Source organism: Micromonospora sp. NPDC005254 (assembly GCF_042872525.1).
Taxonomy (GTDB): domain Bacteria; phylum Actinomycetota; class Actinomycetes; order Mycobacteriales; family Micromonosporaceae; genus Micromonospora.
In genome coordinates, this window is record NZ_JBIAKM010000008.1 from 39,341 (window position 1) to 55,720 (window position 16,380).

Sequence of the window (16,380 nt, forward strand, 5' to 3'; positions counted from 1 at the left end):
ACCTCCTTCGCGCCGCGCTGGTCGCCGGGTCAGGCCGACTCGTCGGCCCGGTCCTCGCGGACCACGGCCACCTCGCCGGCCGGCACTGTCAGCTCACCCGCACACCGCGTCCCGGTCAACAGCTCGGTGCCGCGCGCCGCGACGCGTACCTCGGTCTCGGTGTGGTTGATCGCGAACAGCCAGGTCCGCTCGCCGTCGCGTCGTCGTACCACCTCCACCCCGGTCGGCGCCTGCGCCGCCGGGCGGACGCCGGCCTCGTCGAGCAGCCGGGCGACGAGCCGGTCGGTGGCCGGTTCGTCCAGCCGGGTGCCGACGTACCAGGCGGCGCCCGCGCCGACCGGCCGCCGGGTCAGCGCAGGCACACCCGGCAGGGGCCCGTCGGTGTACGACGCCAGCACCTCGGCGTCGTCGGCGTGCAGCCATTCGGTCCACACGTCGGCGGTGCTGCCGTCGTCGAGCCGGACCCGCTCGCCCTCGCGCAGCGGGAAGAACTCCTCGGTCCGTACGCCCAGCAGGTCCCGGAACGCGCCCGGGTAGCCGCCCAGCCGGATGTGGTCGTTGGGGTCCACGATGCCGCTGAAGTAGGTGACGGCCGCCGTGCCACCGGCCTCGACGAACCGGCGCAGCGCGTCGGCGTCGGCGTCGCCGACCAGGTAAAGGGTGGGCACCAGGACCAGGCGGTAGCCGCTGAGGTCGGCCGACGGGTGGACGATGTCGGCTGTCACGCCGGCCCGCCACAACGCGCCGTAGAGGGCGTTGATCCGGTCGGCGTAGGTGACGTCGGCGCTGGGGTGCGAATCCAGCTCGACCGCCCACCATGCCTCCCAATCGAACAGGATCGCCACGTCGGCGTCCACGCGGCTGCCGCGGATCTCTGCGAGGGCCTTGAGGTCCGCGCCGAGCTGGCAGACCTCGCGGAACACCTTGGTGTCCGGGCCGGCGTGCGGCACCAGCGCGGAGTGGAACTTCTCCGCGCCGGCCCGCGAGGCCCGCCACTGAAAGAACAGCACCCCGTCGGCGCCGCGGGCGACGTGCGCCAGGCTGTTGCGGCGCAGCTGCCCGGGCAGTTTGGCCACGTTGCGCGGCTGCCAGTTGACCGCGCTGGTGGAGTGCTCCATGAGCAGCCACGGGTCACCGCCGGCGACGCCCCGGGTGTGGTCGGCGGCGAACGCCAGCCCGAGGTGCGCCTGCGGGTTGGCGGCGGTCAGGTAGTGGTCGTTGGACACCAGGTCCACATCGGGGGCCCAGGAGTGGTAGTCCATGTGCTTGACGCCCATGCCGATCATGAAGTTGGTGGTGACCGGCTGGCGGACCAGCGTCGTCAGCACCTCGCGTTCGGCGCGCAGTTGGGCGCGCTGCTCGTCGGAGGAGAAGCGCAGGAAGTCGAGTTGCTGCGTGGGGTTGGCGAAGGTCGGCGCGGTGCGCGGCGGGTTGATCTCGGCCCAGTCGCCGTAGCGCTGGCTCCAGAAGGCCGTGCCCCAGGCGTCGTTGAGCCGGTCCAGGTCGCCGTAGCGGTCCCGCAGCCAGCCCCGGAACGCCTCGGCGCTGACGTCGCAGTAGCAGTGCACGTTGTGGCAGCCCAGCTCGTTCGAGACGTGCCACATGACCACGGCGGGATGCTCGGCGTACCGGCCGGCGACCGCCCGCACCAGCTCCAGGGAGCGCTCGCGGAACACCGGGGAACTGGGGCAGTACGCCTGTCGGCCGCCCGGCCAGAGGATCGCGCCGTCGGCCCGGCGGGGCAGCGTCTCCGGGTGCGCGCGGGCCAGCCAGGGTGGCGGGCTGGCGGTGGCGGTGGCCAGGTCGACCTGGATGCCGCCGTCGTGCAGCAGATCCAGGACCCGGTCCAGCCAGCCGAACTCGAACCGGCCCGGAGCGGGCTCCAGCAGAGCCCAGGAGAAGATGCCGACGGAGACCAGGTTGACCCCGGCCCGACGCATCAGCTCGACGTCCTCCGACCAGGTCTGCTCGGGCCACTGCTCGGGGTTGTAGTCGCCGCCGAAATAGATGCCGTTCCCCTGCCATCGCCGCATGACAGCTGAGGGTGCACCTGCCGCCGCACGGAAGTCAACAGGTTCCAACATCGACTTTGTTTCCAACGTTTACCACGTAACAGCCGTATCACGACTGGGTTATCAGAGGTGAACAGCCCTCTTGACAGCGGCCTATGGAGGGGTAGCTTGAGGCCCCAACTGGCCGATCGTGTTCGCCAATGTGGATTCTCGGTGGATCACGATGCGTATCCACAAGGCCGGACGCGCTCTTCACCACCCCTGACGGCCCTTGGGCGTAGCACCTCTTCATCCGCAGGAGGCACAGATGTCCCGTCCCCGATCCCAAGCCGAGTACCTGGCTCGGCTCGTACCGCCCTCCGTCGCCGGCATCAACCGACGGTCGCTGCTGGCCGGCGCGGCCGGCACGGGCGCGCTGCTCGGCACCGGTCTGCTCGCCGGCTGCGGCGACGACTCCGGCTCCGGCGGGTCCAGCAAGGACGTGTCGCTCGGATCCAACCAGTCCGACCCGAAGCCCAAGGACGTCCTCGCGAAGGTCGCCGACGGGTTCAAGACCGCCTCCGGCGTCCAGGTCGCGGTGAACACGGTCGACCACAACACGTTCCAGGAGAACATCAACAACTACCTCCAGGGCAAGCCGGACGACGTCTTCACCTGGTTCGCCGGCTACCGGATGCGCTTCTTCGCCCAGAAGGGCCTGGCCAGCGACATCAGCGACGTGTGGGGCAAGCTCTCCGGCTACTCGGACGCCTTCAAGAAGGCGTCCACCGGCGACGACGGCAAGCAGTACTTCGTCCCGGCGTCGTACTACCCGTGGGCCGTCTTCTACCGCAAGTCGGTCTGGCAGCAGCACGGCTACCAGGTGCCCACCACGCTGGACCAGTTCACCGCGCTCGGCGCGCAGATGAAGAAGGACGGCCTCATCCCCGTCGCCTTCGCCGACAAGGACGGCTGGCCGGCGATGGGCACCTTCGACATCCTCAACCTGCGGATCAACGGCTACCAGTTCCACGTCGACCTGATGGCCGGCAAGGAGGCCTGGACCTCCGACAAGGTCAAGAAGGTCTTCGACACCTGGGCCGGCCTGCTCCCCCTGCACCAGCCGGACAGCCTCGGCCGCACCTGGCAGGAGGCCGCGCAGTCGCTGCAGCAGAAGAAGAGCGGGATGTACCTGCTCGGTCTCTTCGTCGGTCAGCAGTTCAGCAACGACGAACAGAGCGACCTCGACTTCTTCACGTTCCCCGAGATCGACCCGTCCATCGGCGCGAAGGCCCTGGACGCCCCGATCGACGGCTACATGATGGCCCGCAAGCCCAAGAACGAGGACAACGCCCGCAAGCTGATGGAGTACTTCGGCGGCAAGACCGCCGCGGACATCACGGTCAAGAGCGACCCGACCACCCTGGTCGCCAACACCGGCGCCGACGTCAGCGGCTACACCGCGCTGCAGAAGAAGGCCGCCGAGCTGGTCGGGTCGGCCACCGAGATCGCGCAGTTCCTCGACCGGGACACCCGGCCGGACTTCGCCTCCACGGTGATGATCCCGGCGATCCAGCAGTTCATCAAGAACCCCAAGGACATCGACGGTCTCACGTCGTCCATCGAGAACCAGAAGAAGTCGATCTTCACTGACTGACGGCGGAAGGGGGAGGACATCGTGTCCGACCTGCCCCTGATCCAAGCGGATCGCGCCGTGCCGCCGCCGGCCGCGACCACCTCAACGGGTGGTCGTCGCCGGCGGCTACGGCTCCTGTCCCGCACCGACCGCGTGGTCATCACGCTGATGGTGCTCGTCCCGCTGCTGCTCGTCACCGCCTTCGTCTGGCTGCCGGCGCTGGCGACCGTGGTGCTCTCCAGCACCGACTGGGACGGCATCGGCCCACTGAACGAGATCGACTTCGTCGGCGCTCGCAACTACAGCGACGTCGTGAACATCTACCCGCCGTTCGTGCCGGCGATCCAGCACAACCTGCTCTGGCTGGCCGTGCTGTTCGTGGTCGCCACCCCGTTCGGCATGTTCCTGGCCGTGCTGCTCGACAAGGAGCTGCGCGGCAGCCGCTTCTACCAGACGGCGCTGTACCTGCCGGTGGTGCTCTCGCTGGCACTGATCGGCTTCGTCTGGCAGCTGCTCTACTCCCGCGACCAGGGACTCATCAACGCCGTCTTCGGCAGCAACGTCGACTGGTACGGCGACTCGAACGTCAACATCTGGGCGGTCATGATCGCCTCCAGTTGGCGGCACGTCGGTTACATCATGCTGCTCTACCTCGCCGGCCTGAAGGGCGTCGACCCGTCGCTGCGGGAGGCCGCGGCGGTCGACGGCGCGTCGGAGAGCCGGACGTTCTTCCGGGTGGTGTTCCCGGTGCTGCGGCCGATCAACATCATCGTGCTGGTGGTGACGGTGATCGAGTCGCTGCGCGCGTTCGACCTGGTCTGGGTCGTCAACAAGGGACGCAACGGTCTGGAGCTGATCTCGGCACTGGTCACGCAGAACGTGGTGGGTGAGGCGAGCCGGATCGGCTTCGGCTCCGCGCTGGCGACGATCATGCTGGTCGTCTCGCTGGTCTTCATCACCATCTACCTGGCGACCGTGATGAGGGAGGACCGGGAATGAGCACCGCGACAGTGACCCGGCGTACCGAGGGTGGCACCGACACCCCGGTCCGCCGCCGCAAGCTGACCCCGGCGCGGCTGCTGCTGCACGGCTTCCTCATCGTCGTCTCGCTGGCCTGGCTCTTCCCGATCGCCTGGGCGGTGCTGACCTCGCTGCGCTCCTACGATTACACGGCCGCCAACGGCTACGTCTCGTTCGGCGGCTGGACCTTCGACAACTACGTCACCGCGTGGCGGACAGCGGAGTTCGGCAAACACTTTCTCAACTCGGTCTACATCACCGTGCCTGCGGTGCTGCTGACGCTCTTCCTCGCCTCCTGCGTGGCGTTCGTCATCGCCCGGTTCAACTGGAAGATCAACCTCGTCCTGCTCGGGGTGTTCACCGCCGCCAACCTGCTGCCCCAGCAGGCATTGCTCATCCCGCTGTTCCGGCTGTTCACCGAGGTGCCGCTGCCGGAGTTCATGAGCGACTCCGAACTGCTCTACGACAGCTACTGGGGCCTGATCCTGATCAACGTGGCCTTCCAGTGCGGGTTCTGCGTCTTCGTGCTCAGCAACTACATGAAGGCGCTGCCCCGCGACCTGTACGAGGCGGCGATGGTCGACGGGGCCAGCGTCTGGCGGCAGTACTGGCAGGTCACCATGCCGCTGTGCCGGCCGGCCCTGGCAGCGCTCGCCACCCTGGAGGTGACCTGGATCTACAACGAGTTCTTCTGGGCCACCGTCCTCATGCGCACCGGCGACAAGTTCCCGGTGACCAGCTCGCTCAACAACCTGCGCGGCGAGTTCTTCACCGACAACAACCTGGTCTCGGCGGGCAGCGTGCTCGTCGCGATCCCCACCCTGGTGATCTTCTTTATGCTCCAGCGGCACTTCGTCCGGGGCCTGACCTTGGGAGCCTCCAAAGGATGACGATCCTGCACCTGCGCCGCGCGCGGACCAGCCTGGTGCTCGACGCGCGCGGCCCGGGGCTGCCCCGCGTCGTGCACTGGGGCGGCGACGTCGGCGACCTCGACGACGACGCCCTGCGCCAGCTCACCGACGCGACAGTGCCACCCGTGGTGCCGAGCAGCTTCGACGAGCCGCCCGCGCTGTCCCTGCTGCCGGAGGCGAGCGCCGGCTGGAGCGGTCGGCCGGGACTGGTCGGGCATCGTGACGGGCAGGACTGGTCCACCGCGTTCCGGCTCGACGGTCTCGACGTCGACCAGCCCTCCGACGCTCCGGCGCGGGTCACCGTGCGGGCGTCGGACCGGGTCGCCGGGCTCGGCCTGACCGTCGAGATCACGCTGGACCGGTACGGCCTGCTGACCATTCGCCATCGCCTGCGCAACGACGGCGACGGCGCGTACGAGGTGCACGGGCTGACGCCGGTGCTGCCGGTGCCGGCGGTCGCCACCGAACTGCTCGACCTGACCGGCCGCTGGTGTCGGGAACGCTCGCCACAGCGGCATCCCTGGCAGCACGGCGCGTGGGTCCGCGAGGGCCGGCACGGGCGCACCGGGCACGATGCCACGCTGTTGCTGGTTGCCGGCGCCGCCGGGTTCGGCTTCGGCCACGGCGAGGTCTGGGCGGTGCACACCGCGTGGAGCGGCGACCACGTCACCGTCGCCGAGCGGCATCCCACCGGCGAGTCCACTCTCGGCGGCGGCGAACTGCTGGCGCCCGGCGAGATCCGGCTCGCCCCCGGCGAGGAGTACGACACTCCCCTGCTCTACGCCGTCTGGTCCGACGTCGGGCTGGACGGGCTCAGCGACGTACTCCATTCGCATCTGCGGGCCCGGCCCGGACACCCGCGCTCCCCCCGCCCGGTGACCCTCAACGTCTGGGAGGCGGTCTACTTCGACCACGACCTGGACCGGCTGCGGGCCCTCGCCGACCGGGCCGCGCACCTCGGCGTGGAACGGTTCGTGCTCGACGACGGCTGGTTCCGCGGCCGGCGCGACGACACCGCCGGGCTCGGCGACTGGTACGTCGACGAGGGCGTCTGGCCCGACGGCCTGCAACCGCTCATCGACCACGTGACCGGCCAGGGCCTTCAGTTCGGCCTGTGGGTGGAGCCGGAGATGGTCAATCCCGACTCCGACCTGTTCCGCGCGCACCCGGACTGGCTGCTGGCCGTGCCGGGGCGACTGCCGCCGGCCTGGCGCAACCAGCAGGTGCTCGACCTGGGCCGCCCGGAGGCGTACGACCACGTGCTGGAACGCCTCGACGCGCTGCTGCGCGACCACCCCGGCATCAGCTACCTCAAGTGGGACCACAACCGGGACCTCACCGAGGCCGGGCACCACGGCCGGCCCGGGGTGCACGGGCAGACCCTCGCGGTCTACCGCCTCCTCGACGAGCTGCGCCGCCGGCATCCCGGCGTCGAGATCGAGAGCTGCTCGTCCGGCGGCGCCCGGGTGGACCTGGCCATCCTGGCCCGCACCGACCGGGTCTGGGCCAGCGACTGCAACGACGCCCTGGAACGGCTCAGCATCCAACGCTGGACCGGTCTGCTGCTGCCTCCGGAGCTGATCGGCACGCACATCGGCCCGGAACGCTCGCACACCACCAACCGCGTGCACGACCTGGGCTTCCGGGCGGCCACCGCGCTGTTCGGCCACCACGGGATCGAGTGGGACATCGCCTCGATCAGCGCTGCCGAACAGGCCGAGTTGGCCGCCTGGGTGGCGCTGCACAAGCGGCTGCGTCCGCTGCTGCACGCCGGCCGGGTGGTCCGCGTCGACCACCCGGACCCGGCCGTCTGGGCGCACGGCGTGGTCGCGGGTGACAGGACCCGAGCGGTGTACGCGGTGGCACGGCTCGCCACCTCGGTGGCGCAGACCCCGGGCGCGGTACGTCTGCCCGGCCTCGAGCCGACGCGGCGTTACCGGGTACGAGCGGTGGCGGACGTGCCGCCCCCGGCGACCATCGAGCGGGCCGCGCCACCGTGGCTGGCCTCCGGTGTCACGCTCAGCGGAGCGGCGCTGGCCCGGGTGGGTGTGCAGCTGCCCGCGTTGCACCCGGAGCAGAGCCTGGTGCTGGAGGTCGACGAGGCCAGCTAGAAAATTCTTCCGCCGGAGTGTCGAGAACGGTGACGCGTGCTTCTACCTCAGGGTGAGAGCACCGACCACGGTGCGCGGACGTGAGGGGCGAACCATGAAGTACATGCTGCTGATGCAGTTCAGCGCCACCGGGACCGACTTCCCGAGCATCGACACCTGGACCCCGGACGAGGTCCGGGCCCACATCGCGTTCATGGGCGAGGTCAATGAGAAGCTGACCGCCGCCGGGGAGTGGGTCGACGCGCAGGGCCTCGGTGGCCCGCAGCAGGCGCGGATCGTGCGTGCCGGCGAGGGCGGGACGCCGGTGGTCACGGAGGGGCCGTTCGCCGAGACGAAGGAGTTCCTCGCCGGCTTCTGGATCGTCGACTGCGACAGCCCGCAGCGGGCGGTGGAGGTGGCCGCGTACATCTCCACCGCGCCCGGCCCCGGTGGCCGGCCGCTGAACATGCCGATCGAGGTGCACCCGGTGATGTCCGCACCCACCGAGGAGTTGTGAGGGCTGACCACCGATCCCCACATCGAGGACCTGCTGCGCGAGTTGGCGCCGCAGGTCCTCGGCGTGCTCGCCCGCCGGTTCGGTGACTTCGCCACCGCCGAGGACGCCGTGCAGGAGGCGCTGCTCGCCGCCGCGACCCAGTGGCCGGCCGACGGGTTGCCCGCCAACCCGCGCGGTTGGCTGATCCAGGTCGGCTACCGCCGGATGATCGAGCTGATCCGCGGCGAGCAGGCCCGGCGCCGCCGGGAGGACCTGGTCGCCCGCCGGGATCCTGACGACCGGCAGTACGCGCCGGCAGCGGACGAGGAGTTGACCGCCGCGCGGGACGACACCCTGGTGCTGCTCTTCCTGTGCTGCCACCCGGCGCTCGCCCCCGCATCGGCGGTCGCGCTGACCCTGCGCGCGGTCGGCGGGCTCACCACCGCCGAGATAGCGCGCGCGTTCCTGGTGCCCGAGGCGACCATGGCCCAGCGGATCAGCCGCGCCAAGCAGCGTATCCGCGCGTCCGGGCTGCCGTTTCGGATGCCGGAGGAGGCGGAACGGGCCGACCGGCTGTCCGCCGTCCGGCAGGTGCTCTACCTGATCTTCACCGAGGGGCACACCAGCACCGCCGGCCCGGCCCTGCGCCGCGTCGACCTCGCGGCCGAGGCGATCCGGCTGACCCGCGCGCTGCACACGCGGCTGCCCGACGACAGCGAGACGGCCGGGCTGCTGGCGTTGCTGCTGCTCACCGAGGCGCGCAGCCCGGCGCGCACCGGCCCCTCCGGAGAGTTGATCTCCCTGGCCGACCAGGACCGCAGCCGCTGGGACGCCGCGGCGATCGCCGAGGGCGTCGCACTGATCACCCGGGCGCTGCCGCGCGGCCCGGTCGGCCCGTACCAGGTGCAGGCCGCCATCGCCGCTGTGCACGACGAGGCGCCGAGCACCGACGCGACCGACTGGCCGCAGATCCTGGCGCTGTACGAGGTGTTGGAACGGCTCGCCGGCACCCCGGTGGTGGCGCTCAACCGGGCCGTGGCGACCGCCATGGTGCACGGGCCGACAGCCGGCCTCACCGCCCTCGACGCCCTGGGCGACGATCCCCGGCTGGCGGGGCACCACCGGCTGGCCGCCGCCCGCGCGCACCTGCACGAGATGGCCGGCGACCGGGAGCGGGCGATCGCGGACTACCGCGCCGCCGCCGCGCGTACCAGCAGCCTTCCCGAACAGCGCTACCTCACCATGCGGGCCGCCCGGCTCGCCGCCGGTCCACCGACCACCGAGGACTGAGGAACCCTATGGCGTACGTGCTGCTGGGGATCGCCATCCTCGCGGAGGTTCTGGCGACCAGCCTGATCAAGAGCACCGCCGGATTCAGCCGACTCTGGCCGACGCTGGGATGCCTGACCGGGTACGCGCTGGCGTTCCTCCTGCTGGCCCAGGCCGTGAAGGAGATACCGGTCGGTGTCGCGTACGCCCTGTGGTCGGGTCTGGGCACTGCGGCCATCGTGGCGATCGGCGCGGTGTTCCTGGGCGAGTCGGTCGGGCCGGTCAAGCTCGTCGGCATCGCTCTGATCATCGCGGGGGTGGTCATCGTGAACCTGACCGGGGAGCACTGACCGCGGCCGGCGCGGTGGCCGGGCCCGACGCGGGCCCGGCCACCTGGCGTCGGTCAGCTTGCCGTGCAGCTCACCTCCGGCTTGGGGTTGGTGCCGGTCCAGCTGCCGATGAAGCCGAAGCTGGCGCTGGCGCCGGCAGCCAGCCGGCCGTTGTAGTCCACGTTGCGCGCGGTCACCGTGGATCCGCTGCTGGTCACCGTCGCGTTCCAGGCCTGGGTGACGCTCTGACCGCTGGCGAGGGTCCACCGGGCGGTCCAGCCGGCGATCGACGTCGACCCGGCGGTCACCCGCACCTCGCCCTGGAAGCCACCCTGCCACTGGTTGAGCACCGTGTACGTCGCCGTGCAGCCACCGGCGGGCGGTGGAGTGGTCGGAGGCGCAGTGGTCGGCGGCGGCGTCGTGGGAGGCGCAGTGGTCGGCGGAGGGGTCGTGGGCGGGGGCGTGGTCGGCGGCGGGGTACCGCCGAAGACGCTTGCCTCGCGGGCGGTCTGCCGGATGCCGTTGGCGCCGTTGAAGACCCGCTGCCCCCAGGTGGTCAGGTTGGCCGGGTTGAACGCGGTGGCCATGTCGAGGTACTCCACGCCACCCCCGTTGCCGCTCCACGACCAGCCCAGCCAGCCGATCCCGTTGGCCTGGCTGTACGCGAGGATGGTGTCCTCGTCCGGGTCACCATCGGAGTGGTTGAAGCCGAACTCACCGACCACGATGGGCAGCCCGGCCGCCCGGAAACGGCCCAGGTAGTCGGTGATCTCGGCGGCGGTGTCGAAGACGCCGTACATGTGGATGGAGAAGACCGTGTTGCGGGCCGGGTCCGCCGCGAAGACCGCGGCGGCGTTGTCGCGCATGGTGAACGACCAGTCCTGCCCCCAGTTCGGGGCGTCCACCATGATCGTGTGGGTCAGCCCACCGGCCCGCAGTCGCTTGATCGCGTTGGCGTTGTCGGTGGCCCACGAGGAGTAGTTCTGGTTGCCGTACGGCTCGTTGCCGATGTTGACGATGACGTACCGTTCCTGGCCGACCAGCACATCCTTCAGGCTGAGCCAGTAGTCGACGGCGCGGTCCAGCGTGATCGCGCCGCTCTGCTCGCCGTAGCCGGTGGTGTCGTGCACCTCCAGTACGCAGATCAGCCGGTTGGCCTTGCACAGCGAGATGACGTTGGCGACGTCGGCGTTGGTGTTGCGGGTCCACCGGTCGCCACTGGCGAGCACCACCCGCACGGTGTTCGCGCCGAGCGCCTTGACGTTCGCGAACGTGCTGGTCTGCTGCGGATACCAGGTGTGGGCGTGGTTCACCCCACGCATGATGAATTGGGTGCCGTTGGCGTCGTACAGCTTGCCGCCCGCGACGGAGAAGCCGGCCGCGGCGTGCGCCGGCTGGCTGAACGCCAGCACGGCGAGGAGCAACGCGAGCAGGGCCGAGCCGGCGGCGGAGAGTCGAGTCTTCATGGCCTTCCTCAGGGAGGACCCCCGGTGCCCGACAGGGGTGGGACGTGACAGGGGAAGGCGGCTGCAGCCCGACAGCCGCCGCCCGGCTCCCGGCGACGCTCGCATCAGCCTAGGGCGATGGATCAGCCCTAGCAACCGGTTCAGTAGCCTGGTCAGGGACGCGGACAGCCGTAACGGCCCGCGTGGAAGCGGGCCGTCACGGGGCGATCATCCCCACCACAGGATGTGCGCCAGACCGTAGGTCTTAACCGGTTAAGACGACCGTAGGCCGGTCGCTGGCATCCGTCAAGCATCGGCCGTCCGAACCGGACGAGAGGGTTGACGGCCGCTGACCTGGGTATCTCGGGACGAACCGTCGGCGAGAAGGAGATACCCGGATGGTGAGCGTCGGCTACACCCTGATGTGCGAGCAGGCCGGTCCGAAGCAGCTGGTGGACCACGCGGTGCGGGCCGAGGCGGCCGGCTTCGACCAACTGGTGATCTCTGATCACTACTATCCCTGGCTCGACGCCCAGGGCCACTCCCCGTACGCCTGGTCGGTGCTCGGCGCGGTCGCGCACGCCACCTCCCGCGCGGAGCTGATGTCCTTCGTGACCTGCCCGATCCGCCGCTACCACCCGGCCGTGGTCGCGCAGAAGGCCGGCACCATCGGGGCGCTCTCGGACGGGCGGTTCACCCTTGGCCTGGGCGCCGGGGAGAACCTCAACGAGCATGTCGTCGGCGGCTGGCCGCACGTGCAGCAGCGCCACGAGATGTTCGAGGAGGCGCTGCAGATCATCCGGCCGCTGCTCAACGGTGAGACGTTGACCTTCTCCGGCAACCACTTCGACGTGCCCGACGCCTACGTCTGGGACCGCCCCGAGCGGCCGGTGCCGATGGCCATCGCCGCCTCCGGCCGGCAGTCCGCCACCCTGGCGGCCGAGTACGGCAACGGCCTCGTCTCCACCGAGCCCGACCGGCACATCATCGAGATGTACGACGACGCCGGTGGCGTCGGCCAGCCCCGCTACGGGCAGGTGGCCATCTGCTACGGCCCGGACGAGGCCGAGTGCCGCAAGACCGTGCACGACCAGTTCCGCTGGTTCGGAATGGGTTGGAAGGTCAACGCCGACCTGCCCGACCCGGACGCCTTCGCCGCCGCCACCCAGTTCGTGCGCGAGGAGGACGTCGCCGAGGGCATCTCCTGCGGCCCGGACGTGGACGCGCACGTCGAGGCGTTCCGCAAGTTCGTCGACGCCGGCTTCACGCACGTGGCGATCATCCAGGTCGGCGGCGAGAGCCAGCCGATGTTCCTGGACTGGGCACAGGAGCAGCTGCTGCCCCGGCTGCGCCAACTGTGAGGCTGACGCCTTCCGGTCGATTCGGGCCGGCCGAGCTGCGGCTCGCCCTGACCGCGCCTCGGCCGGCCGCCGGCTTGACCAGCGAGTGGCGGCTGGTCGACGGGTGGTCGTCCCCCGGGCCGCACACAACGTGGCCACCACGGCTCCGACCGCGGTCGCCGACGCGATCCGCCGGCTTCTTGCCCCGACACTCGTGAACAGGTGAAACCCATGCGCTTCGGCAACACGGAGATCCGGCCCCTCGGCGGCGGCCTCGGCTGCCTCCTGATGATCCTCTTCTCGATCCTCGCCTCGGTGCTGCTCACCGTGCTGGTCAACGTGCTGCTCTGAGAACACCGTGCCGGGTGGGGCCCGTCAGCGACGCAGACCCAGGGCGGTGAGCACCTCCCGGGAGGCCAGCCGGGCAGGGTCGAGCACCGAGCGGCGCATCCAGCGCGCGGCAGGGGTGACGGTGGCCCGCCAGGCCGCCCGCACGCCGTGCGCCACCGGCACGACCGTCACCGACCAGACCCAGCGCACACCCCGCAGCAGGGGGCGCACGGTGTGGCGCCACAGCCAGCGCAGTCCACGCCCGAGCGGGCGCAGGAGGCCTCGGTAGACCAGCCGCAGCAGCCAGCCGGCAGTGCGCCAGGCGCCGACCACGGCGAGGACGATCAGCCGACCCAGGCCGCGAACCGCCCACCAGATCCCCCGGGCCAGCCCGACGAGCGCCACGCCCAGCCCACCGACGAGCAGGACGAGGCCGCGCACGAGCAACCGCCCGACGGGCCTGAGCGCCGCGCCCAGCCAGCGCAGCGGCCGCCGGATCAGGTGATCGGCGAGCCAGACCAGCACGCGACCCAGACCGACGACAGGCGGACGCAGCACGTTGCGGACCACCCAGAGCAGGGGATCCCACAGCAGACGCCGAACCGCCCGCCCCGCCGCCGAGCCCAGAGCGGCCAGCGCGCCGCCCAACCAGACCAGCGGCAGCCAAACGAGCGTGCGCGCCACCCACGCGATCCCCCGCCCGAGCCACACCAGCGGAAGCCAGACGAGCGTGCGCGCCACCCACGCGATCCCCCGCCCGAGCCACACCAGCGGAAGCCAGACGAGCGTGCGGGCGCACCAGAGCAGGGGCAGCCAGAGCAGCCGGTACAGCGCCCAGGCCAGGGGGGCCAGCACCCACTGCCGCAGGAACCGGCCAGCCGGGCTGATCAGGTGCCGGCGCAGCAGCCGGCCGGCAGCCGCGAACAGCTCCCAGAGCAGGCGTACCGGCAGCACCACGGCCAGCGCCACGGCGCGCGCGACGGCCGCGACCAGCGGGAGCGCGACGGCGGCCGGCTCCGGCGTGTGCGGTGCCGACAGGTCGCGGACCGGACGCGTCACGGTCGGCGCGATCGGGTGCGCGGTTCGCGACGCGGGCGGTGGTGCGGGAACGGTGGGGCCGTCGGTCACGGTGGCACGGTAACCAGGCCGCGCCAGCCGGTGGGGATCGGCGTACGTCGCACCGCGTCGGCGGTACGGGCAGCGTCAGCCGGCGTCCAGATCCAGCGTGGTCAGCAGCGGATAGTGATCCGAGGCCGCGTCCGCGGCCCCGCCGCGGATCACGCGGCAGCCACGCACCCGCTCGGCCACCGCGCGGCTGCCGAAGAGGTAGTCCAGCCGCATGCCGGCGAATTCGGCCCCGCCGAAGCGGGTGGGCACGGTGAGACCGTCGGCCTCCGGCGCTCCGACGTTGGACGACGGCCACAGGTCGACGAGGTTGGCGGCGAGCAGGCGGGCGATCGCGCGGGTGTCCACGGCGCCACCGCCCCGGCGCACATGCCGTCGCCGGTAGATGGCGCTCAGGCCGGTCAGGCGAGCGGTGTGGTCGACCGTCGGGTCGAGCGAGTTGAGGTCGCCGGCGAGCAGCGTCAGCGGCCCCGGGGCGCGGCGCAGCGCCGCCACCAGCCAGTCGACCTCCATCCGTCGGCGTCCGCCGGAGTACGGGTAGAGGTGGGTGCCGAGCACGGTGAGCGGGCCGGCCGAGGTGGACACCACGACGCGGGCGGCGGCGTGGTGGAACGGCCGGCGCAGCGCCCCCGCGGCGAGAACCCGGTACGGCGGCCGGACCAGCACCGCCACCGGCTGCCCGAAGCAGGACCGGGCCAGGTGGGGCGTCATCCCCACCCGGCCCGCCACCGTGGCCATCAACCCGTCCCGGTCGAAGCCGCGCAGCTCCTGCAGGGCCAACACGTCCGGCCTCTGCTGGTCGATGACCTGAACCACCTGATCCAGCCGGTCGGAGCCACCGCGGTCCCGGCCGCCGGTGCGGATGTTCCAGGTCATCACCCGCACGGCAGCGCTCAGTCGGCTCGGCCGGCGCGCGCCAGCTCGTCGTCGAGGGTGTCCACGTCGTCGGACTCGATGGCCGGCTGGTTGCCCTCCGTCAGGTCGGCGTTCGGGCGGATCACGAGGTAGAGCAGCGCGATCCAGAGCGCGGAGAGCAGGATCGCGCCCATGAAGTCGGTCGGGTGGTGCATCCCCCGGTACATCCGCGAGGTCGCCACCCCGGCCGGCATGATCACGGCCAACGCCACGAAGACCCACCGCCACCAGCGGTCGGTACGCGGGAACACGATGAGGGTGATCGCCAGCCAGACGCAGATCGTCGCCGCGATGTGCCCGGACGGGAAGGAGGAGGTGGGCATCTGCCCGTCCAGGTTCTCCACCGGGGGCCGTGGCCGGTCGACCGCACGCGCCGAGGCGAGGAAGAGGGTCAGCTCACCGACCATCGCCAGCGCCACGAACAGCACGGGCCGCCACCGCCGCCACACCGCGAGCACCAGCGGGCAGAACACCAGCGAGATGAGCAGGATCGCGTGGGTGTCACCGAACTTGCTCCACCACCAGCTCACCTCGGTCAGCATGTCGGTGTGCCGGGCGGCGAACCAGCGGGGAACCTCGGTGTCGAGGGTGTCGAAGAAGGTGCCCTTGGCGTGATAGCTGACGTACGTGCCGAAGCCGTACAGCGCGCCGAACACCAGCACCCAGCCGACCAGCAGCTCGGCCACCGCCGAGCGGGGGTGCGCCAGCACGTGCTCCTCGGCCGGGGCGGGGGCGATCTCGTGCCCGGCCTCCGGCTCCAGCCCCTCGCTCAGCGGCGGCACCGGCCGGCCGCGCTCGCGCCGCCACAGCCGGAAGGCGTACGCGGTCACGCCCAGCCACGTGGCGCCGAGCAGCCAGCCGGCCAGCACGTCGGAGACGAAGTGCACGCCCAGCGCGATCCGGGTCAGCCCGATCAGCGCCACCAGCACACCGACGCCGACGATCGCGGGCTTGCGCCAGCGCGGTGCCATCGCCGGCAGGAACACCAGCAGCAGCGCCCCGTACGCGACGAACGAGCCCAGCGCGTGCCCGCTCGGGAAGCTGTTGCCGGGTGCGCTGGCGACCGGGATGTCCACCACCGGGCGGAGCCGGCCGACGAGGGTCTTGAGCGACGGGTCGAGGATCAGCCCACCGACCCCGGTGATGATCAGGTAGACGGCCAGCCGGGGCTGCCGTCGGATCAGCAGCCCGACCACCGCGATGGTGACCAGCCAGATGAGGATCGGCCGGCCGCCCAGGTCGGTCACCGCCTGAAGCACGGTGACCAGCGGGTGGTGCGGGGCGACGAGCGAGTTGAACCACTCGGCGACCGCGTGGTCGGCGTCCTGCAACGGGCTCCACCGCACCCGCACGAGCAACAACAACAGCCCGAAGGCCACGCCGGCACCGGTGACGGCCACCAGGCCGGCGATGCTCCGTTCGGCGAAGTGACCGATCGGACGTCGAGCCACCTCTTTGACCGCGGTCACCCCGCACCTCCCTT

13 protein-coding genes are annotated in these 16,380 nt (G+C 71.2%); 8 read left to right on the forward strand and 5 right to left on the reverse strand.

What is annotated here, in order from left to right:
• Nucleotides 1-29: 29 nt before the first annotated feature.
• Nucleotides 30-2,033 (reverse strand): beta-galactosidase, encoded by a 2,004-nt coding sequence (locus ACFYPR_RS23550; RefSeq protein WP_387262494.1) that lies wholly within the window; start codon nt 2,031-2,033, stop codon nt 30-32.
• A 286-nt stretch (nt 2,034-2,319) separates the two neighbouring features.
• On the opposite strand from ACFYPR_RS23550, the gene ACFYPR_RS23555 reads away from it, so the two are divergent.
• The 7 genes from ACFYPR_RS23555 (at nt 2,320) to ACFYPR_RS23585 (ending at nt 9,763) form a co-directional block, all read left to right on the forward strand.
• Complete coding sequence (locus tag ACFYPR_RS23555; protein ID WP_354855410.1) at nt 2,320-3,648, forward strand: ABC transporter substrate-binding protein; 1,329 nt, start codon at nt 2,320-2,322, stop codon at nt 3,646-3,648.
• A gap of 21 nt (nt 3,649-3,669) precedes the next feature.
• Nucleotides 3,670-4,626 (forward strand): carbohydrate ABC transporter permease, encoded by a 957-nt coding sequence (locus ACFYPR_RS23560; protein WP_387262496.1) that lies wholly within the window; start codon nt 3,670-3,672, stop codon nt 4,624-4,626.
• Nucleotides 4,623-5,537, forward strand: a complete 915-nt coding sequence (locus ACFYPR_RS23565) for a carbohydrate ABC transporter permease (RefSeq protein ID WP_354855412.1) — start codon at nt 4,623-4,625, stop codon at nt 5,535-5,537. Before ACFYPR_RS23560 ends, ACFYPR_RS23565 begins: the two co-directional genes overlap by 4 nt.
• Nucleotides 5,534-7,669 (forward strand): alpha-galactosidase, encoded by a 2,136-nt coding sequence (locus ACFYPR_RS23570; RefSeq protein ID WP_387262499.1) that lies wholly within the window; start codon nt 5,534-5,536, stop codon nt 7,667-7,669. The genes ACFYPR_RS23565 and ACFYPR_RS23570 overlap by 4 nt, the downstream gene beginning before the upstream one ends.
• Nucleotides 7,670-7,763: 94 nt before the next feature.
• On the forward strand, nt 7,764-8,165 hold the full coding sequence (locus ACFYPR_RS23575; protein WP_355063832.1) for a YciI family protein: 402 nt from the start codon (nt 7,764-7,766) through the stop codon (nt 8,163-8,165).
• Between the two features lie 3 nt (nt 8,166-8,168).
• A complete protein-coding gene (locus tag ACFYPR_RS23580; RefSeq protein ID WP_387262768.1) occupies nt 8,169-9,434 on the forward strand; it encodes an RNA polymerase sigma factor in 1,266 nt (421 codons plus the stop codon).
• Nucleotides 9,435-9,442: 8 nt separating this feature from the next.
• Nucleotides 9,443-9,763 carry a multidrug efflux SMR transporter gene (locus ACFYPR_RS23585; RefSeq protein ID WP_355063834.1) on the forward strand — a complete coding sequence of 107 codons (321 nt, stop codon included), beginning with the start codon at nt 9,443-9,445 and terminating at the stop codon, nt 9,761-9,763.
• Between the two features lie 53 nt (nt 9,764-9,816).
• Here the strand turns inward: ACFYPR_RS23585 and ACFYPR_RS23590 are convergent, their stop codons facing one another.
• A complete protein-coding gene (locus ACFYPR_RS23590) occupies nt 9,817-11,208 on the reverse strand; it encodes a cellulase family glycosylhydrolase (RefSeq protein WP_387262502.1) in 1,392 nt (463 codons plus the stop codon).
• 377 nt (nt 11,209-11,585) lie between these two features.
• Here ACFYPR_RS23590 and ACFYPR_RS23595 point away from each other — a divergent pair, with 377 nt between their 5' ends.
• Nucleotides 11,586-12,548: a TIGR03557 family F420-dependent LLM class oxidoreductase gene (locus ACFYPR_RS23595; protein ID WP_355139284.1), complete on the forward strand. Its 963-nt coding sequence runs from the start codon at nt 11,586-11,588 to the stop codon at nt 12,546-12,548.
• A 354-nt stretch (nt 12,549-12,902) separates the two neighbouring features.
• Here the strand turns inward: ACFYPR_RS23595 and ACFYPR_RS23600 are convergent, their stop codons facing one another.
• The 3 genes from ACFYPR_RS23600 to ACFYPR_RS23610 form a co-directional block, all read right to left on the reverse strand.
• Nucleotides 12,903-13,985 carry a hypothetical protein gene (locus ACFYPR_RS23600; protein ID WP_387262505.1) on the reverse strand — a complete coding sequence of 361 codons (1,083 nt, stop codon included), beginning with the start codon at nt 13,983-13,985 and terminating at the stop codon, nt 12,903-12,905.
• 75 nt (nt 13,986-14,060) lie between these two features.
• Nucleotides 14,061-14,858: an endonuclease/exonuclease/phosphatase family protein gene (locus tag ACFYPR_RS23605; RefSeq protein ID WP_387262507.1), complete on the reverse strand. Its 798-nt coding sequence runs from the start codon at nt 14,856-14,858 to the stop codon at nt 14,061-14,063.
• Between the two features lie 17 nt (nt 14,859-14,875).
• The gene (locus tag ACFYPR_RS23610; protein ID WP_354855421.1) at nt 14,876-16,366 is read right to left on the reverse strand and encodes a phosphatase PAP2 family protein; all 1,491 of its coding nucleotides are present in this window, start codon (nt 16,364-16,366) and stop codon (nt 14,876-14,878) included.
• Nucleotides 16,367-16,380 lie beyond the last annotated feature (14 nt).